Here is a 19,216-nt window from a genome sequence, read left to right on the forward strand (position 1 = left end):
TGATCGCCGCATGTCCCCCTACGACCCATCGGCCTTTCCGCCCTTCGCCGTGACCGTCGACCTGGTGGTGCTCACGGTTCGCCGTCATGCGCTGTGCGCACTGGTCGTACGGCGTGGAGAACCGCCGTTCCAGGGACGCTGGGCGCTGCCCGGCGGGTTCGTACGGCCCGACGAGGACCTCGGTGCGGCCGCCGCACGCGAGCTGGTCGAGGAGACGGGCCTGTGCGCGCACGATCCGGGCACGCCGCTCCCGGAAGCCGGCAACGGCGCCCACCTCGAGCAGCTCGCCACGTACGGAGACCCCAAGCGCGACCCCCGCATGCGAGTCGTCAGCGTCGCCCACCTGGTGCTCGCACCGGATCTCCCCGCGCCTCGGGCGGGCGGTGACGCCAACAGCGCCCGCTGGGCACCCGTCGAGGAGCTGCTCAGCCAGGAGGGCGTTTCGGACCGGGAGGGCGAGCAGCCGGCGCCGCTCGCCTTCGACCACGCGCGCATCCTGGCCGACGGGGTGGAGCGCGCCCGCTCGAAGATTGAGTACTCGTCACTGGCCACGGCCTTCTGCCCGCCCGAATTCACCGTCGGCGAGCTGCGCCGGGTCTACGAGGCGGTGTGGGGGGTGGCCCTCGACCCGCGCAACTTCCACCGCAAGGTGACCGGTACGCCAGGGTTCTTGGTGCCCTCCGGGGGCACCACGACTCGTCAGGGCGGCCGGCCCGCCCAGCTCTTCAGAGCCGGAGGAGCGACCCTGTTGAACCCGCCGATGCTGCGTCCGGAGGTCTGACACCTCCGGCACCATTCCTCAATCCTGCGCAAAAAGTCCGAAATGTAGCGTTATCTTGCTGCGGTACCCGCCCTGCCGCCGAGCGGTTCCTCTACCGCGGGAGAAGCGATGCTCCAGGCAATCGGACTGACCAGCACCCCCCGCCGCAACCGTCCGCCCGCCGTGGACGATCTGACCTTCGAGGCCCGGCCCGGCGGTGTCACCGCACTGCTCGGCGCCACCGGCTCCGGCAAGAGCACCGCCCTGCGCATGATGCTCGAACTCGAACCCGGCCGCGGCGTCACCTACTTCCGCGGCCGCCCCCTGCACCGCATCGCCCACCCCGCCCGCGAGGTCGGCGTGCTCCTCGGCGACGTACCGGGCCACCCCGCACGGACCTGCCGGGGCCAGCTCCGGATGCTCTGCGCGGCCGCCGGCGTACCCGCCTCCCGCGCCGACGACATGCTCGACATCGTCGGCCTCGCCGGTCTGCGCGAGCAGCGGCTCGGCACCCTCTCCCTCGGTATGGAGCGCCGACTGGCTCTCGCCGCCGCCCTGTTGGGCGACCCGCACACCCTCCTCCTCGACGAACCGGCCGCCGGACTGTCGCCCCGCGAGAACCACTGGCTGTTCAACCTGCTGCGGGCCCACGCCGCCCACGGCGGCACCGTGCTCTACACCACCGCCGACCCCAAGGAGGCCGCCCGCACGGCGGACCACGTCGTCACCATCGACCAGGGGCGGCTGGTCGCCGACCAGGAGGCCGCCGCCTTCGCCCGAACCCGGCTGCGCCCCCGCGTCGCCGTCCGCACCCCGCACGCGGCCCGCCTCGCCGCGGTCGTCAGCCGCGAGGCACGGGCGGCGCAGCGCTCCGTCGAAGTGGTCGCCGAGGAGGGCAACCGGCTGTGCGTGTACGGCAGCGACTGCGCGGAGATCGGGGAGACCGCCTTCCGCCACGGTGTCCTCCTCCACCAACTCGCCCACGAAACCGGCGACACGGGCCCGGTCCCCACCCCCGCCGCAGCCTCCGCCCAGGCCCCTCACATCCCGGCCCCCACCCAGGCTTCCGCCCCCGCGTCCTGCCCCGACCCGGCCACGCCGCCCGGACCCGCAGCCACCACCAGCGCCACCGGAACCGTCTCCACCCCCACAGCAGGCGCTCCCGAGCACCTGAGACTCTCCCTGCCCGAGCCGCAACCGGTGCCTTCGGCCTCGCCCCTCCCCGCCGGAGCGGTCGCCACCGGGGCGACCCTCGAACAAGCCGAGCCCCCCGCCCCCACACCCGTCCCGGCAGCGCGCCCCCAGCCGGACACGGGCCTGCTCCCGCCCCCGCTCGCCCCCAGGCCCGTGCGCAGCCCCCTGCGCCCCTTCCGGTACGAACTGCGCCGACTCCTCGGCGTGCCCGTGACGTACCTGACCGCCGCCGCCGTCCTCGTCGCGTCCACCTTTCTCGCCGTGTTCCTGGCGCGGTTCGGCGGCACGCCCCTGCCCACCGTGCTGGCCGCCTGGCCGGGGCTGCTCCCGCTGCCGCCCGCCGCCCTGGGCGCCGGTCTGCTGGGCGCGCTGTCCTTCGGGGACGAGTACCGCCACCCCGTCCTCTCCTCCGGCCGCGGCACCGTCCCGCGCCGCCTCGGCCTGCTCCTCGCCAAGGTCACCGTCACGGCGGCCACCGCCCTGCTGCTCGCACTCCTCGTCGCCCTGGCCGACTTCGGTGCGCTGCGCCTGGTGTACGGCGGTGACGTGATCCCCGTACCGGGAAACTGGCCGGCGCTCTGTGCGAGTTGGGCCGGCCTCTCGGTGGGCTGCGCCTGGGCCGGACTTCTGGCGGCGGGGTTGTTCCGGGCCACCGCCGCGGGTGTCGCGGCCGTACTCGCCGTGCCGGTCGTCATCACCCCGCTCGTACAGCTCGTGGAGAGGACACTCGCAGGCGCGTCCGTGCGTTCGATCGCGGGGCTCCCCGCCAGGTTGCGCGAACTCGCCTGGACGCAGTGGCCGTACGAGATCGATCGCTGGCTCCTCGCCGGGGCGCGGCTGGTCGCTCAACCCGTGGGTACGGCGCTGGTCCTGTCACTCACGACCCTCGCGTGCGCTTATCTGTTCACCGGGCTGCGGCGCAGGGCCCGTTGGTGACCGAGCGGTGACCAAAGCGCTCCAAACGGTCACAACTCCCTAGGAAATTGCCCGGTTCCTTCCGATAAGGCGTCAATTGAAGAGCGAGCGCCGATCACCCTTTCGTGTGCTTTTCACCAAAGACCTCAAGGGTCGTGGAGACCGCGCCGACAAAGGATGCGTGAGTACCCTTGCGCACACCATGATGACCGCCGCCCGCCCCGTGGAGACCGGCCTCGCGGCCCCGGGCGGACTGGACCGCTACCCCTTTGCGGAGGCCCCCGTCGCCGACCGCGTCGGGCCTCCCGCCTGGGAGGGCGCCGACACGGAGCTGGGCCGGGTGGGCCGGCGGACCGCCGGAAGCCGCGGCCGCGGACTGCACGGCCAACTCGTCCAGCAGCTCGGCCAGATGATCGTCTCCGGCGACCTGGGTGCCGACCGGCCGCTCGTACCCGAGGAGATCGGCCAGCGCTTCGAGGTCTCCCGCACCGTCGTGCGCGAGTCCCTGCGCGTCCTCGAGGCCAAGGGGCTGGTCAGCGCCCGCCCGAACGTCGGCACCCGCGTCCGCCCGGTCAGCGACTGGAACCTGCTCGACCCCGACATCATCGAGTGGCGCGCCTTCGGCCCGCAGCGCGAGGACCAGCGCCGGGAGCTGAGCGAGCTGCGGTGGACGATCGAGCCCCTGGCGGCGCGCCTCGCCGCCGGGCACGGCCGTGAGGACGTCCAGCAGCGGCTCGGCGACATGGTCGAGATCATGGGCCACGCTTTCGCGCAGGGTGACGCGATCACCTTCTCCCGCGCCGACGCGGAGTTCCACAACCTGCTGATCCAGCTCGCCGGCAACCGGATGCTCGAGCACCTCTCCGGCATCGTCTCCGCCGCCCTCCAGGTTTCCGGCGCTCCCGCCATTAGCTGTGACCGCCCCAGCGAGCCCTGTCTCGCCCACCACGCGCGCATCGTCGACGCCCTGGCCGCCGGCGACGGCCCGGCCGCCGAGGCGGCCATGCGCCAACTGCTGACGGTGCAGCCGGAGGTGGAGCGGGTCGTTCCCGCCCCCCGCGAGCACTGAGCCCGGCCGGCATCGAGCCGGCCCGCAGCGGCAGGCCGTCCGGCGCATGAAGCACCACGTCGCCTTCGCGTACGGCGTGTGTCGCCGGGCCCCAGGGGTCACCCCCGGGGGGCCCGGCGCGCCCCGCCCCGCCCCACGAAGCGGCGCAAGCCGAACGCCCCGGCCGACCGTGCGGGCACCTCCGGGAACCGCGCTCGATAACGCGCCCACTGCGTCGGGCCCGCCGGACAAAGGGTCCGAGCACCGGAGGCCACCTCCGCAGGAGCCCCGCACCGGGGCCCACGCGCCACAGCCGGCCGGCCCGCCAAAGGCGGCCCGCACCACCCGGGGCCTGCGCCACAAGAGCCCCACCTCACATGGCTCACGCCCCACGGACGCCGCAAACTCCTACGCGCCCCAGACGGTCCGCACCCCACAGGCGCCACACACCACCCATGCACCACAGGCGCCACAGACGGCCCGTCCGTCGCACGAGCCGCAGACAGCCCCACCCGTCACACGAGCCACAGACAGCCCGCCCGTCACAGGCGGCCGGACGGCCGCTCGCCCGGCGACAGCCCGTACCCATGGCGGAAACAGAAGGGATTCGGTGGCCCGATGGGGGGTGACCTCCGGGTCTGGGGGTATTTGGATGCATACGGGGTGTGACTCGGGCCACGCGAATTGGGCGTAACGCTCCTCGAAGCCCTGCGATGACCTAAGAGGTGACAGCCGAGGAGGGAATACAGCCGCCGTTCATGGCGCTGTCCACCTCCGAGGTTCAGCCCGCGTCGTCGGCACATCCCCAGCCGACGGTCGTCGGCTCCGGCCCGATCATGGGCGGGGCCGGAAGCCGTTTCCATCGTTCCGAGAGGTTGTTCGTGTCGGCCAGCACATCCCGTACGCTCCCGCCGGAGATCGCCGAGTCCGAGTCTGTGATGGCGCTCATCGAGCGGGGAAAGGCTGATGGGCAGATCGCCGGCGATGACGTGCGTCGGGCCTTCGAGGCTGACCAGATTCCGCCAACCCAGTGGAAGAATGTTCTGCGCAGCCTCAATCAGATCCTCGAGGAAGAGGGTGTGACGCTGATGGTCAGTGCAGCGGAGTCGCCGAAGCGCACCCGCAAGAGCGTCGCAGCGAAGAGCCCGGCAAAGCGCACCGCCACCAAGACCGTCACCGCCAAGACGACCGTGACGAAGCCCGTCGCGGCCGCCGCCGCGGCTCCGGCGGCCCAGAGCGCGGACGCCCCGGCCGACGAGGCCGGTACCCCCGCCAAGAAGGCGGCCGCCAAGAAGACCGCCGCGAAGAAGACGGCGGCGGTGAAGAAGACCGCCGCAAAGAAGACCACCGCCAAGAAGACCACGGCAAAGAAGGACGCCGACGAGGTCCTCGAGGGCGAGGAGCTGCTCGAGGACGTCGCGCCCGGCAAGGGCGAGGACGAGGAGGCCGAGGGCGAGAACAAGGGCTTCGTGCTCTCGGACGAGGACGAGGACGACGCGCCCGCGCAGCAGGTCGCCGTCGCCGGTGCCACGGCCGACCCGGTCAAGGACTACCTGAAGCAGATCGGCAAGGTCCCCCTCCTCAACGCCGAGCAGGAGGTCGAGCTCGCCAAGCGCATCGAGGCCGGCCTGTTCGCCGAGGACAAGCTGGCGAACTCCGACAAGCTGGCCCCCAAGCTCAAGCGTGAGCTGGAGATCATCGCCGAGGACGGCCGCCGCGCCAAGAACCACCTGCTGGAGGCCAACCTCCGCCTCGTGGTCTCCCTGGCCAAGCGGTACACCGGCCGCGGCATGCTCTTCCTGGACCTGATCCAGGAGGGCAACCTGGGTCTGATCCGCGCGGTCGAGAAGTTCGACTACACCAAGGGCTACAAGTTCTCCACGTACGCCACCTGGTGGATCCGTCAGGCGATCACCCGCGCCATGGCCGACCAGGCCCGCACCATCCGCATCCCGGTGCACATGGTCGAGGTCATCAACAAGCTCGCGCGCGTGCAGCGCCAGATGCTCCAGGACCTGGGCCGCGAGCCCACCCCGGAGGAGCTGGCCAAGGAGCTCGACATGACCCCGGAGAAGGTCATCGAGGTCCAGAAGTACGGCCGCGAGCCCATCTCGCTGCACACCCCGCTCGGCGAGGACGGCGACAGCGAGTTCGGTGACCTGATCGAGGACTCCGAGGCCGTGGTCCCGGCCGACGCGGTCAGCTTCACGCTCCTCCAGGAGCAGCTCCACTCGGTGCTCGACACGCTCTCCGAGCGTGAGGCCGGCGTGGTCTCCATGCGCTTCGGCCTGACCGACGGCCAGCCCAAGACGCTGGACGAGATCGGCAAGGTCTACGGCGTGACCCGTGAGCGCATCCGCCAGATCGAGTCCAAGACCATGTCGAAGCTGCGCCACCCGTCGCGTTCCCAGGTGCTGCGCGACTACCTCGACTGAGCCGTCCGAGGTCTCGTACGAGACGGAGGGCCCGGTTCCCGGAGGGGAGCCGGGCCCTCCGGCGTACCCGCGACCGGTGGCGGGCCTTCCGGGGCACCCACCACCAGCGCCGGGCCCTCTGGCGTGTCCGTGCCGCTGGGGTGCGGGGCGCGCCGCGCTGGTCGACTCTGGGTGAAGCTGGTTCACCGGAGAGTCAGGAGACCGCATGCGTCGTCCCATCAGCCGGAAGCGGACCGCGGCCGTTGCCGCCATCGTGGCCACGGCGGTCCTGCCACTCAGTACGCCCGCGCCCGCGACCGCGGACAGCGTCGTCGTCGGAGGACAGCCGGTGCGCGCCTCCGACAGTCCCTGGGCCGTCGCCCTCTCCAGCCGTGACCGGTTCGGGGGTACGCGCGCGGGGCAGTTCTGCGGCGGTGTCGTCGTCGCGCCCACCAAGGTGGTGACCGCCGCGCACTGCCTGGGGCCGACGGTGCTGGGTACCGACGCCAAGGAGCTGACCGACCTCAAGGTCATCGCCGGCCGCACGGAGCTGCGCGAGGCGGGCGGGCAGGAGATCGCGGTGACCGGGGCGTGGATCAGCCCCACGTACGACGCCGACACGCAGTCCGGGGACCTGGCCGTGCTCACGCTGGCGAGCGCGCTGCCGCCTACGTACGTCATCAAGGCCGCCCGGCGGGGCGATCCCGCCTACCGTCCCGGGACGAGCGCCGCGGTGTACGGCTGGGGCGACACGACGGGCGGGGGATCCTACGCGTACGGGCTGCGCTCGGCGAACGTACGGGTGCTGCCGGACGAGGTGTGCGCGCGGGCCTACCCGGCGCAGGGCGGCGGGGGGTACATGGCCGCCACGATGCTGTGCGCGGGGGACCCGGAGGGCGGCAGGGACGCCTGCCAGGGCGACAGCGGGGGACCGCTGGTGGCGCGCGGGCGCCTGATCGGGCTGGTCTCGTGGGGCAGCGGCTGCGGTGAGCCGGGCAGCCCGGGGGTGTACACACGGATCTCGGCCGTCCTGCCGAGGTTCTGACCGCGACGCGCGGTCGCCGGCCCGTGGCCACCGTCAGGAAGCGGCGGGAGAGCCCGGGGGCCGGTGGATGGCCTGCGGCCACCGTCAGGAAGCGGCGGGGAGCCCAAGGGGCCAGTGGGTGGCCTGCGGCCATCACAAGAAAGCGGCGGGGGACCCCTGTGGAGGCCGGACCGGTCCAGGAGCGGTTGACGTCGGGTGGGGCCCATCACGTCACAGCTCGGCGCCCGTGAGGCGTCGGCGGCACCCGTAACGGCTCTCCGCTCCGCATGAGCGCTCCCGCCCGTACAGCGCGGCTGACGCGCCCGCGCGGCACCATTCGGTGAACGCCCTCACGAGGCGCCCGCACGCGGCACCGCCAGCGCCCCCGAAGACATGTGATGAGAACGGGCGACCGCCCCCTGGTGTGGAGGGGGCGGTCGCCCGTCGGCCGGTCCTGGACCGGTCCCTGGCTCGTCGTGGATGCGAGTGTCAGCGGTCCTCTTCGACTGCGTTCGGCACGGTGGTGAGCCGGTCCGTCTCATCCTGTATTTCCGCGGCGATCTTCTTGAGTTCCGGCTCGAACTTGCGCCCGTGGTGGGCACAGAAGAGCAGTTCACCACCGCTGGTCAGCACGACGCGCAGATATGCCTGGGCGCCACAGCGGTCGCAGCGGTCGGCGGCCGTCAGCGGGCTCGCGGGGGTCAGAACAGTAGTCACGTCGCCTCTTCTCTAGCTCGACGAGCTGTCGTACCAGGGTCAACATCCAACCAGGCCGAAAACGTTCCCGCTCGTGGCTTTTCCCTGAAAGTTTTTCCAGGGAGGCTGTCTGCTGCCGGTTGGCGGCGAATGAGCCGTATTGCTGTGCTCTACGGGTTTCGCGTTGCTTGTCTCGTTCAGTCTCGTGCAGCCCTCCCGGCTGGTTGCCGGTTGTTCATGAGGACGTGCCCGGAGCCTAAATGGTTCATGCCTGGAAGGGAACGTGATGTCCACGTCACCCCATCGAGGGATCGAACACCCTTGCGACTCTGGACTAGCATGAGTTTTCACATGGGTGGCGTGACAACGGCTCTACCAGGCCTCTGTACGCTCTGACCCGGTGACAGAAGCGTGGCTCTACCCCCACAGGCCACTTTCCAAATTCAGCGAGGAGCGAACCGCGTGACCGCCGAGACGTCCGTGCCGTCCAGTGCGCTGCTGACCGCAGACCGTGACGGTTCCAACTACACCGCGCGGCACCTGCTCGTCCTTGAGGGGCTCGAGGCGGTTCGCAAGCGGCCCGGCATGTACATTGGGTCCACCGACAGCCGGGGCCTGATGCACTGCCTGTGGGAGATCATCGACAACTCCGTCGACGAGGCCCTGGGCGGGTACTGCGACCACATCGAGGTCATCCTCCACGACGACGGCTCGGTGGAGGTCAGGGACAACGGCCGCGGCATCCCGGTCGACGTCGAGCCGAAGACGGGCCTTTCCGGCGTCGAGGTCGTCATGACCAAGCTGCACGCCGGCGGCAAGTTCGGTGGCGGTTCGTACGCCGCCTCCGGCGGTCTGCACGGTGTGGGCGCCTCCGTGGTGAACGCGCTGTCGGCCCGGCTGGACGTCGAGGTCGACCGCAGCAGCTCCACGCACGCCATCAGCTTCCGCCGCGGCGTCCCGGGGATCTTCACCGAGTCGGGCCCCGACGCCCCGTTCGACCCCGCCAACGGGCTGCGCAAGACCAAGCGCGTGCCGAAGACCCGCACCGGCACCCGCGTGCGGTACTGGGCGGACCGCCAGATCTTCCTCAAGGACGCCAAGCTCTCCCTGGAGACCCTGCACCAGCGCGCCCGCCAGACCGCCTTCCTGGTGCCGGGCCTGACCATCGTGGTCCGCGACGAGCGCGACCTCGAGGGCCAGGGCAAGAGCGAGGAGACGTTCCGGTTCGACGGCGGCATCAGCGAGTTCTGCGAGTACCTGGCGCAGGACAAGGCCGTCTGCGACGTGCTGCGGCTGACCGGCCAGGGCACGTTCAAGGAGACGGTGCCCGTCCTGGACGAGCGCGGCCACATGACGCCCACCGAGGTCACCCGTGAGCTCGGCGTGGACGTGGCCCTGCGCTGGGGGACGGGGTACGACTCCACGATCAAGTCGTTCGTGAACATCATCGCCACGCCCAAGGGCGGCACCCATGTGACCGGCTTCGAGCGCGCGATCACCAGGACCGTGAACGAGGTGCTGCGCTCCGCGAAGCTGCTGCGCGTCGCCGAGGACGACATCGTCAAGGACGACGCCCTGGAGGGCCTCACCGCCGTGGTGACCGTCCGGCTCGCCGAGCCGCAGTTCGAGGGCCAGACCAAGGAGGTCCTCGGCACGTCGGCGGCCAACCGGATCGTCGCCAATGTGGTCGCCAAGGAGCTGAAGGCGTTCCTGACCTCCACCAAGCGGGACGCCAAGGCCCAGGCCCGCGCGGTGCTGGAGAAGGCCGTCGCCGCCGCGCGTACCCGGATCGCCGCCCGTCAGCACAAGGAGGCGCAGCGCCGCAAGACCGCGCTGGAGTCCTCTTCGCTGCCGGCGAAGCTGGCCGACTGCCGCAGCGACGACGTGGAGCGCAGCGAGCTCTTCATCGTCGAGGGTGACTCCGCGCTGGGTACGGCCAAGCTCGCCCGGAACAGTGAGTTCCAGGCGCTGCTGCCGATCCGAGGAAAGATCCTCAACGTGCAGAAGTCGTCCGTCTCGGACATGCTCAAGAACGCCGAGTGCGGCGCGATCATCCAGGTCATAGGGGCGGGCTCCGGCCGGACCTTCGACATCGACGCCGCCCGGTACGGCAAGATCGTCCTGCTGGTGGACGCCGATGTCGACGGCGCCCACATCCGCTGCCTGCTGCTGACGCTGTTCCAGCGCTACATGCGGCCGATGGTCGAGGCGGGCCGCGTCTTCGCCGCCGTACCGCCGCTGCACCGCATCGAGCTGATCCAGCCCAAGAAGGGCCAGGACAAGTACGTGTACACGTACTCGGACAACGAGCTGCGGCAGACGCTGCTGGAGTTCCAGCGCAAGGGTGTCCGGTACAAGGACTCCATCCAGCGTTACAAGGGCCTCGGTGAGATGGACGCCGACCAGCTCGCGGAAACCACGATGGACCCCCGGCACCGCACCCTGCGCCGGATCAACATCGGCGACCTGGAGTCGGCGGAGCAGGTCTTCGACCTGCTCATGGGCAACGACGTGGCGCCGCGCAAGGAGTTCATCACCAGCTCCGCCGCGACCCTCGACCGCTCCCGCATCGACGCCTGACCCGTCCCGGGCACTCCTGATGCCCCGGCTCCCCAGTGTGGCGGAGCCGGGGCATCGGTCGTCAAGGTCACCTGATGGGGTGAAGACCACGGAGAGAAGAGTCCGGGATCTTCCCGGTCTGCCCATCCTTGTGCACGCGGCCGAAACGGTTCGCCGACAAGGAGAGTTGATCGGTGGAGAACAGGGAAGGACACGATCCCGCGACGGCGCGGATCGATGACCCTTGGTATGACGCGCCGGCCTCCGGCTGGTGCGAGGCGGAGGGCGCGCCGGCCCGGGCGGCAGCCGTGCCCGGCCCCACCGGGCCGCCTCAGGAGCGGCCGCGCGGTGCGGCCGACATCTACCTGGAGGTGCAGCGCAGCGCCGCCTTCCAGGAGGTGCGCGGCCGTTACCGGCGCTTCGTCTGGCCCGCCGTCCTGGCCTTCCTCACCTGGTACCTCGCCTACGTCGTGGCGGCGACCACGGCCCCGGAGCTGATGGCCCGCCCGGTGGCCGGGGCGGTGAACGTGGCCATGGTCGCGGGGCTCGGCCAGTTCCTCACCACGTTCCTGCTGACCTGGGCGTACGCCCGCCATGCCCGGCTTCACCGCGACCGTGCCGCGCTCGACCTGCGGTGGGCCGTGTTCGACCGGGAAAGAGGGCAGGAACCGGTGCGAGGGGCGGTCCAGCGTTGACCGGCGACCACCAGGTACTGGCCCTCCTGCTGTTCAGCGCCTTCGTCGCGGGCACCCTGGCGATCACGACCTGGGTGAGCCGGCACCGGCGCGGATCGGCGGAGGAGTTCTACGCCGGAGGGCGGCTGTTCTCGCCCATGGAGAACGGCTTCGCCCTCGCCGGCGACTACATGTCCGCCGCGTCCTTCCTGGGCATCTCCGGCCTGATCGCCCTCTTCGGCTATGACGGGATGCTGTACTCCGTCGGGTTCCTGGTGGCCTGGCTCGTCGTGCTGCTCCTCGTCGCCGAACTCGTACGCAACTGCGGACGGTTCACGCTCGCCGACGTGATCGCGGCGCGCATGCGGGAGCGGCCGGTGCGGATCGCGTCGGGAACTTCCTCGGTCACCGTGTCCGTTCTCTATCTGGTGGCGCAGATGGTGGGGGCCGGCAGCCTCGTCGCGCTGCTGCTGGGCGGGACGAGCGAAGCCGCGCGCTCGTGGACCGTGATCGGCGTGGGTGCACTGATGGTGATCTATGTGTCGTTGGGAGGGATGCGGGCCACCACCTGGATCCAGATCGTCAAGGCCGTGCTGCTGATGGCGGGGGCGCTGGCGCTCACCGTGCTGGTGCTGATGCGGTTCCACGGCGACATCGGCCACCTGCTGACCACGGCGGCGGAGCGCAGCGGTCACGGCCTGGCCTTCCTCTCGCCCGGTCTCAAGTACGGCGGGGACTGGATCTCGCGCCTGGACTTCATCAGCCTCGGTCTGGCGCTGGTCCTGGGCACCGCCGGACTGCCGCACATCCTGTCCCGCTTCTACACCGTGCCGACCGCGCCGGCCGCCCGCCGCTCGGTCGTCTGGGCCATCGGCCTCATCGGCGGTTTCTACCTGATGACGATCGTCCTGGGCTTCGGCGCGGCCGCGATCGTCGGTACCGAGGAGGTCCGGGAGTCGAACGCCGCCGGCAACACGGCGGTGCCCCTGCTCGCCCTCGACCTGGGCGGGGGAGCGGGTTCGACCGGAGGGGCGGTGCTGTTCGCGGTGGTCGCCGCGGTGGCCTTCGCGACGATCCTCGCCGTCGTCACGGGCATCACCCTGGCCTCGTCGGCCTCGGTCGCCCACGACCTGTACGCCTCGCTGAGACGGCCGCACAGGAAGCGTCCGCAGCGGTACGGGGAGGTGGCGGTGGCGCGTGTCGCGGCCGTCGGCATCGGCGCGGTCGCCATCGGCCTCGGCCTGCTCGCCCGGGACCTGAACGTCGCCTTCCTGGTCGGCCTGGCGTTCGCGGTGGCCGCCTCGGCGAACCTGCCCGTGCTGCTGTACTCGCTGTTCTGGCGGAACTTCACCACGCGCGGGGCGGTCTGGTCGGTGTACGGAGGGCTCGTCCCCGCCGTGCTGCTGGTGGCTCTCTCACCGGTCGTCTCCGGCAGCCCCGACGCGCTCTTCCCCGGCGTGGACTTCCAGGTCTTCCCGCTCCAGAACCCCGGCGTGGTCTCCATCCCGCTGGGCTTCCTCGCCGGCTGGCTCGGCACCGTCACCTCGCCGGAGGCCCCGGACGAGGCCAGGCACGCCGAGACGGAGGTACGTGCCCTCACGGGCGCGGGTGCGGTGTAGGCGCCCTACGACGCGGCCCATGTGTAGCGGTGTTCGGGGCGACCGGTCTCGCCGTACCTCAACGACAGACGCACCCGTCCCGCCCGCTCCAGCAGCTTCAGGTACCGCTGGGCCGTCTGCCGGCTCACCCCCGCCAGCTCCGCGATCTCCTGCGCGGACAGCGGGCCTTCGGCGGCCAGCAGCACCTGCCGGACGAGCTCGGCCGTGGTGGGGGAGTGCCCCTTGGGCAGATCGGGCGCCCCCGAACTCACCGACAGGGCACCGAAGATCCGGTCCACCTCCGCCTGCTCGGCCTCACCACCCCCGTCGAGCGTGCGCCGTAGCGCCGCGTACGCCTCCAGCTTGGGCCGCAGCCCCGCGAAGTTGAACGGCTTCACCAGGTACTGGAGCGCGCCATGGCGCTGAGCCGCCTGCACGGTGGCCACGTCACGGGCCGCCGTCACCATGATCACGTCCGTCTGGTGCCCGCGCCGGCGCAGCTCCCGTACGACCGCCAGCCCGTTCTCGTCCGGCAGGTAGTGGTCGAGCAGGATGAGATCGACCGGCAGCTCCTCGACCCGGGCGAGCGCCTCCGCCGCCGTGTGCGCCCGCGCGACCACCTCGAAACCGGCAACCTTGGCCACGTACGCGGCATTGATCTCCGCCACCCGGACGTCGTCGTCCACGACCAGCACCCCGATCACCGCGACCCCCCGGGCGCGGCCGCCTCCGCCTCAGCACCGTGTGACCGCGGCGGCTCGGGTGCCTCGGGCTCCGTCAGGGCCTCCGGGAGGACGACGGTGAACTCGGCACCGCCGCCGGGCGCCTCGCCCACCCGGGCGCTGCCGCCCTGGCGCTGCGCCAGGCGCCGCACCATGGCCAGCCCGAGCCCGCGGCGGCCGCCGTGCGCGGGGCGGTCCTTGGTGGACCAGCCCTCCGTGAAGACCAGCTCCCGCCGCTCGGCCGGAACCCCCGGCCCGCTGTCCGCGACCCGCAGGACCGCCGTACGTCCCTCCGCGCGGAGCTCGACCTCCACGAGCGGTTCGGCCGATCCGGCGGCGGCGTCGACGGCGTTGTCGACGAGGTTGCCGACGACCGTCACGAGCTCCCGCGGCTCGACCAGTCGGTCCGGCAGCAGCGTCCCCGCCGTCAGGCGCAGCGAAACGCCCCGCTCGGCGGCCACCGTGGCCTTGCCCACGAGCAGTGCGGCCAGCAGCGGATCATGGACCTTCTCCGTGACCTGCTCGGCCGTCGCCCGGTGCACGCCCACCACTTCGGTGACGAACTCCACCGCCTCCTCGTGCATCTCCAGCTCCAGCAGCCCCAGCAGCGTATGCATCCGGTTGGCGTGCTCATGGTCCTGGGCGCGCAGGGCGTCGATCAGGCCGCGCGTGGAGTCCAGCTCGCGCCCGAGCCGCTCCAGCTCCGTCCGGTCGCGCAGCGTGGCCACGGCGCCCCCGTCGTCCGTCGGCATCCGGTTGGCGATCAGCACCCGCTGCCCGCGCACGGTCACCAGGTCCTCGCCGGTGACCCGCCCAGCCAGCACGTCCGTCGTACGCCCCTCGCCGAGTACCTCCTCCAGCGGCCGGCCGGTGGCCTCCGGTCCCACACCCAGCAGCCGCTGCGCCTCGTCGTTCAGCAGCCGGACCCGCCCGGCTCCGTCCAGCGCGACGACACCCTCCCGGATGCCGTGCAGCATCGCCTCACGCTCGGCGAGCAGGGCCGAGATGTCGGAGAAGGCCAGGTCGTGCGTACGGCGCTGGAGGCGGCGCGAGATCAGATAGGCGGCCAGCGCCCCGACCGCCAGGGCGCCGCCCGCGTACGCGAGCAGCCCCGGGATCGCGGCGAGCAGCCGGGCCCGCACGCTGTCGTACTCGATGCCCACGGACACCGCGCCGACGATCCCGCCCGACGCGTCCCGCAGCGGAACCTTCCCGCGGGCCGACCGCCCGAGCGTGCCGCTGTCGATCTCCATCACGTCCCTGCCCGCCAGCGCCGCGCTGGGATCGGTGGAGACCACCCTGCCGATCTGAACGGGATCGGGATGGGACCAGCGCACCCCGCGCCGGTCCATGATCACCACGTACTCGGCGCCCGTCGCCCGTCGGATCCGCTCGGCCTCCGCCTGCACGGGGCCGGTGGCGTGCGGCGGCGTGCCGGTCAGCTCCTCCGCGACGTCGGCCGAGGCGGTCGCCTCCGCGATCGCCAGGGCCCGGCGCATCGCCTGATCGTCGAGCTGCGCGCTCAGCGGCGCCAGGAAGAGGCCGGTGGCCAGCACCGTCACGCCGGCCACGATGGTCAACTGCATCAGCAGGACCTGCGAGAACACCCGCTGCGGCCAGCCGAACCGGCGGCGCCGCCCGGCCGGCCCGTGCGCGGCCGGCGCGGCGGGGGCGGACGACGAGGTCGTTGCGGGGCTCATGCCAGGAACCGTAAAGGGAGCCCCGGCCCCGGCGAAATGTCTCGCGTCACGCCGACCCGGCCGGGCCGGTCCCGGGGCCCGCCCGCCGGCGGAGCGCCCTGCCCCCGCCCGCCTATCCTGGGGGCCGCAAGCCGCCGAACGCGGAGCCGACCGAGAAGGGTGCCCCTTGAGCAGCGTGCCGCAGCAGATCCCCGTCGTCGTCCTCGCGGGATTCCTCGGGTCGGGAAAGACGACCCTGCTCAACCATCTGCTCCGCAGCGCCAGAGGCACCCGCATCGGCGTCATGGTCAACGACTTCGGGTCCATCGAGATCGACGCCATGACCGTCGCCGGGCAGGTCGGCTCGACCGTCTCCCTCGGCAACGGCTGCCTGTGCTGCGCCGTCGACGCGAGCGAGCTCGACACCTACCTGGAGGTGCTGACCCGGCCCTCCTCCCGCCTCGACGTCATCGTCATCGAGGCCAGCGGCCTCGCCGAGCCGCAGGAACTGGTGCGGATGATCCTCGCCAGCGACAACGAGCGGATCGTGTACGGCGGCCTCGTCGAGGTCGTGGACGCGGCCGAGTTCGACGCCACCCGGGAGCGGCACCCCGAGACCGACCGACACCTCGCCATCGCCGATCTCGTCGTCGTCAACAAGGCCGACCGGGTCGCCCCCGAGGAGCTGCGGCGCGTCCACGCGGCGGTCACCGGGCTCGCCGACCGGGCCGCGGTGATCGACGCCGCGTACGGCAGGGTCGACCCTGAGCTGCTCTTCGACCGCGCCGCCCGCACCGACGACGGCGGCCCCCGCCAGCTCACCTTCGAGGACCTGGACGATCAGTACGTCGTCGGGGACGCCCACCCGCACGCGGCGTACGAGACGGTGTCCTTCACGGCCGGCGAACCGATGCACCCGCGCCGACTGCTGGACTTCCTCGACTCCCGCCCCGAGGGCCTCTACCGGATCAAGGGATTTGTCGACTTCGGCGCCGCCGACCCGGCCAACCGCTACAGCCTGCACGCGGTCGGCCGCTTCCTCCGCTTCTACCCCGAGCCCTGGCCGTGCGGCGAAGAGCGCCTCACCCAGCTCGTCCTCATCGGCTCAGGCACCGACGGCGGCGCGCTGCTCAAGGCCCTGGACGACTGCCGCGTCACCGGCCCGCAGGACGCCCCGGAAGAGCACACGATGTGGGGCGTCCTGCGCTACGTACCGGAGCCCGGGGAAGCGGCCGACGGCGACCGCCCATAAGGGCGTTCCCGGCCCCGGCGGGCCATTTCCCGGCGCTGACGGCCACCGGCGCGCCCACCCCCCGGCGGGCGCGCCGTGAACACGCCCACCCCTCGGGCGGGCGCGCCGTCACTGACCGGACCGTTACGACGCCGGGCCCGCCAGCACTGCCACCGGCTTGTCCAGCGGCGTGCCCGAACCGTCCCGGCGCGGGTCGGCCTCGGGAAGCTCCACCGGGGTGCCGTTCTGCTGCGCGGCGCGCGCCGGTGCGGCGCCCGCCCAGGCGAGCACCAGGACGTCCTCGCCCTTGAGGAACCGCTGGCAGCGCACGCCGCCCGTCGCGCGGCCCTTGCGCGGGTACTGGTCGAACGGCGTCAGCTTCGCCGACGTGGCCGCCGTCGGGTCCAGGGAGCCGGCCGCCCCGGCGGCCGTGAACACCACCGCGTCCTGGGCCGGGTCGACCGCCGTGAACGAGATCACCTCGGCACCCGCCGCCAGCTTGATACCGGCCATACCGCCCGCCGGACGCCCCTGCGGCCGCACCTGGGAGGCCTGGAACCGCAGCAACTGGGCGTCCGAGGTGATGAAGACCAGGTCCTCCTCGCCCGTGCGCAGCTCGGCCGCGCCGACGATCCGGTCACCCTCCTTGAGGGAGATGACCTCCAGCTCGTCCTTGTTCGCCGGGTAGTCCGGCACCACCCGCTTGACCACGCCCTGCACCGTGCCGATCGCCAGGCCGGGCGACGACTCGTCGAGCGTCGTGAGACACACGACCGACTCGTCCTTCTCCAGCGTCAGGAACTCCGACACCTGGGCCCCGCCCGACAGGTTCGGCGCGGACGCCGTGTCCGGCAACTGCGGCAGGTCGATCACCGACAGCCGCAGCAGCCGCCCGGTCGACGTCACCACGCCCACCTCGCCGCGCTGCGTCGCGGGCACCGCCGAGACGATCACGTCGTGCTTGGTGCGCCTGCCACCGCTGTCCGGCAGCGGCTCACCACTCGCCGTACGGGCCAGCAGCCCCGTCGACGACAGCAGCACCCGGCACGGGTCGTCCGCCACCTCCAGGGACGCGGCCGCGACCGGCGTGCCCGCCGACTCCAGCAGGACGGTGCGCCGCTCCGTACCGAACTTCTTGGCCACCGCGGCCAGTTCCGACGAGACCAGCTTGCGCAGCTCGGCGTCCGACTCCAGGATGCGGGTCAGCTCCGCGATCTCGCTGTTCAGCCGGTCGCGCTCGCCCTCCAGCTCGATCCGGTCGAACTTGGTCAGCCGGCGCAGCGGCGTGTCGAGGATGTACTGCGTCTGGATCTCGCTCAGCGAGAAGCGCTCGATCAGCCTCTCCTTCGCCTGCGCCGAGTTGTCGCTCGACCGGATGACACGGATGACCTCGTCGATGTCGAGCAGCGCCACCAGCAGGCCCTCGACCAGGTGCAGCCGGTCGCGCTTCTTGCCGCGCCGGAACTCGCTGCGGCGCCGGACCACCTCGAAGCGGTGGTCCAGGTAGACCTCCAGCAGCTCCTTCAGCCCCAGCGTCAGCGGCTGGCCGTCGACCAGCGCCACATTGTTGATACCGAAGGACTCCTCCATCGGCGTCAGCTTGTAGAGCTGCTCCAGCACGGCCTCCGGGATGAAGCCGTTCTTGACCTCGATGACCAGCCGCAGCCCGTGCTCACGGTCGGTGAGGTCCTTGACGTCCGCGATGCCCTGGAGCTTCTTCGACGCCACCAGATCCTTGATCTTGGCGATCACCTTCTCCGGTCCGACCGCGAAGGGCAGTTCGGTGACGACCAGGCCCTTGCGGCGCGCCGTCACGTTCTCCACGGTCGCCGTCGCACGGATCTTGAAGGTTCCGCGGCCGGACTCGTACGCGTCCTTGATCCCGGACAGGCCCACGATCCGGCCACCGGTCGGCAGGTCCGGACCCGGCACGTACCGCATGAGGGTCTCGAGGTCGGCGCCCGGGTGCTTGATCAGGTGCCGGGCGGCGGCGATGACCTCGCCCAGGTTGTGCGGGGGCATGTTGGTCGCCATGCCCACGGCGATCCCGGACGCGCCGTTGACCAGCAGGTTCGGGAAGGCGGCGGGCAGCGCGACCGGCTCCTGCTCCTGGCCGTCGTAGTTCGGCGAGAAGTCGACGGTGTCCTCGTCGATCGACTCCGTCATCAGGGACGTCGCGTCGGCCATCCGGCACTCGGTGTACCGCATGGCGGCCGGCGGGTCGTCGTTGCCCAGCGAGCCGAAGTTCCCGTGTCCGTCCACCAGCGGCAGGCGCATCGAGAACGGCTGAGCCATGCGCACCAGCGCGTCGTAGATCGACGCGTCACCGTGCGGGTGCAGCTTGCCCATCACCTCGCCGACGACGCGGGCGCACTTGACGAAGCCGCGCTCCGGCCGCAGCCCCATCTCGTTCATCTGGTACACGATGCGGCGGTGCACCGGCTTCATGCCGTCGCGTGCGTCCGGCAGGGCCCGGGAGTAGATCACCGAGTACGCGTACTCGAGGAAGGAGCCCTGCATTTCGTCGACGACGTCGATGTCGAGGATCTTCTCCTCGAAGTCGTCGGGCTGCGTGGTCTTCGTGCTGCGGCGGGCCATCGCGGCTGCGGCTCCTTCACCAACAAGGTTGATCTGACGCCGACCATTGTGGACCGTCCCACTGACAACGCCGACCGCGACCCGGAAGAGGGACGCGACGGGGA

14 protein-coding genes are annotated in these 19,216 nt (G+C 71.6%); 9 read left to right on the top strand and 5 right to left on the bottom strand.

The features are described from left to right. Positions 1–10: 10 nt before the first annotated feature. The 3 genes from E2B92_RS17815 to E2B92_RS17825 all read left to right on the top strand — a co-directional run bounded on the left by E2B92_RS17815 (position 11) and on the right by E2B92_RS17825 (position 3,938). Positions 11–781, top strand: a complete 771-nt coding sequence (locus E2B92_RS17815; protein ID WP_126887727.1) for an NUDIX hydrolase — start codon at positions 11–13, stop codon at positions 779–781. 108 nt (positions 782–889) lie between these two features. Beyond that, complete coding sequence (locus tag E2B92_RS17820) at positions 890–2,890, top strand: ATP-binding cassette domain-containing protein (RefSeq protein ID WP_133087598.1); 2,001 nt, start codon at positions 890–892, stop codon at positions 2,888–2,890. Between the two features lie 160 nt (positions 2,891–3,050). Then, complete coding sequence (locus E2B92_RS17825; RefSeq protein WP_126887615.1) at positions 3,051–3,938, top strand: FadR/GntR family transcriptional regulator; 888 nt, start codon at positions 3,051–3,053, stop codon at positions 3,936–3,938. Between the two features lie 760 nt (positions 3,939–4,698). Here the strand turns inward: E2B92_RS17825 and E2B92_RS32995 are convergent. Next, entirely contained in the window at positions 4,699–4,866 is a 168-nt protein-coding gene (locus tag E2B92_RS32995; protein ID WP_179166852.1) for a hypothetical protein, read from the bottom strand. Here E2B92_RS32995 and E2B92_RS17830 point away from each other — a divergent pair. Both E2B92_RS17830 and E2B92_RS17835 read left to right on the top strand, forming a co-directional pair. Then, positions 4,799–6,352 carry an RNA polymerase sigma factor gene (locus tag E2B92_RS17830; RefSeq protein ID WP_126887614.1) on the top strand — a complete coding sequence of 518 codons (1,554 nt, stop codon included), beginning with the start codon at positions 4,799–4,801 and terminating at the stop codon, positions 6,350–6,352. The two genes, E2B92_RS32995 and E2B92_RS17830, sit on opposite strands and share 68 nt — an antisense overlap. A 205-nt stretch (positions 6,353–6,557) precedes the next feature. Then, a complete protein-coding gene (locus tag E2B92_RS17835; RefSeq protein WP_126887613.1) occupies positions 6,558–7,376 on the top strand; it encodes a serine protease in 819 nt (272 codons plus the stop codon). Between the two features lie 468 nt (positions 7,377–7,844). On the opposite strand, the gene E2B92_RS17840 is transcribed toward E2B92_RS17835, so the two are convergent. Further along, complete coding sequence (locus E2B92_RS17840) at positions 7,845–8,072, bottom strand: DUF7455 domain-containing protein (protein WP_073755413.1); 228 nt, start codon at positions 8,070–8,072, stop codon at positions 7,845–7,847. Positions 8,073–8,513: 441 nt separating this feature from the next. Here E2B92_RS17840 and E2B92_RS17845 point away from each other — a divergent pair, with 441 nt between their 5' ends. The 3 genes from E2B92_RS17845 to E2B92_RS17855 all read left to right on the top strand — a co-directional run bounded on the left by E2B92_RS17845 (position 8,514) and on the right by E2B92_RS17855 (position 12,903). After that, positions 8,514–10,631, top strand: coding sequence for a DNA gyrase/topoisomerase IV subunit B (locus E2B92_RS17845; protein WP_126887612.1), 2,118 nt, complete (start codon positions 8,514–8,516; stop codon positions 10,629–10,631). Positions 10,632–10,804: 173 nt separating this feature from the next. Further along, the gene (locus E2B92_RS17850; RefSeq protein WP_126887611.1) at positions 10,805–11,305 is read left to right on the top strand and encodes a DUF485 domain-containing protein; all 501 of its coding nucleotides are present in this window, start codon (positions 10,805–10,807) and stop codon (positions 11,303–11,305) included. Further along, positions 11,302–12,903, top strand: coding sequence for a solute symporter family protein (locus tag E2B92_RS17855; RefSeq protein WP_126887610.1), 1,602 nt, complete (start codon positions 11,302–11,304; stop codon positions 12,901–12,903). Before E2B92_RS17850 ends, E2B92_RS17855 begins: the two co-directional genes overlap by 4 nt. 5 nt (positions 12,904–12,908) lie before the next feature. On the opposite strand, the gene E2B92_RS17860 is transcribed toward E2B92_RS17855, so the two are convergent. Both E2B92_RS17860 and E2B92_RS17865 read right to left on the bottom strand, forming a co-directional pair. Beyond that, positions 12,909–13,586, bottom strand: coding sequence for a DUF7342 family protein (locus E2B92_RS17860; protein ID WP_126887609.1), 678 nt, complete (start codon positions 13,584–13,586; stop codon positions 12,909–12,911). After that, on the bottom strand, positions 13,583–15,304 hold the full coding sequence (locus E2B92_RS17865; RefSeq protein ID WP_126887608.1) for a sensor histidine kinase: 1,722 nt from the start codon (positions 15,302–15,304) through the stop codon (positions 13,583–13,585). Before E2B92_RS17865 ends, E2B92_RS17860 begins: the two co-directional genes overlap by 4 nt. 166 nt (positions 15,305–15,470) lie before the next feature. On the opposite strand from E2B92_RS17865, the gene E2B92_RS17870 reads away from it, so the two are divergent. Continuing rightward, entirely contained in the window at positions 15,471–16,535 is a 1,065-nt protein-coding gene (locus E2B92_RS17870; RefSeq protein ID WP_126887607.1) for a CobW family GTP-binding protein, read from the top strand. A 123-nt stretch (positions 16,536–16,658) separates the two neighbouring features. On the opposite strand, the gene E2B92_RS17875 is transcribed toward E2B92_RS17870, so the two are convergent. Beyond that, positions 16,659–19,112, bottom strand: coding sequence for a DNA gyrase/topoisomerase IV subunit A (locus tag E2B92_RS17875; RefSeq protein ID WP_126887606.1), 2,454 nt, complete (start codon positions 19,110–19,112; stop codon positions 16,659–16,661). Positions 19,113–19,216 lie beyond the last annotated feature (104 nt).

Origin of the sequence: Streptomyces sp. WAC05374, from assembly GCF_004353505.1 — a bacterium.
Taxonomy (GTDB): domain Bacteria; phylum Actinomycetota; class Actinomycetes; order Streptomycetales; family Streptomycetaceae; genus Streptomyces.

Coding starts and splice junctions, on each gene's coding strand:
- E2B92_RS17815 (WP_126887727.1), top strand. CDS start 11: ATGTCCCCCTACGACCCATCGGCCTTTCCGCCCTTCGCCGTGACCGTC.
- E2B92_RS17820 (WP_133087598.1), top strand. CDS start 890: ATGCTCCAGGCAATCGGACTGACCAGCACCCCCCGCCGCAACCGTCCG.
- E2B92_RS32995 (WP_179166852.1), bottom strand. CDS start 4,866: ATGAGCGCCATCACAGACTCGGACTCGGCGATCTCCGGCGGGAGCGTA.
- E2B92_RS17835 (WP_126887613.1), top strand. CDS start 6,558: ATGCGTCGTCCCATCAGCCGGAAGCGGACCGCGGCCGTTGCCGCCATC.
- E2B92_RS17865 (WP_126887608.1), bottom strand. CDS start 15,304: ATGAGCCCCGCAACGACCTCGTCGTCCGCCCCCGCCGCGCCGGCCGCG.
- E2B92_RS17875 (WP_126887606.1), bottom strand. CDS start 19,112: ATGGCCCGCCGCAGCACGAAGACCACGCAGCCCGACGACTTCGAGGAG.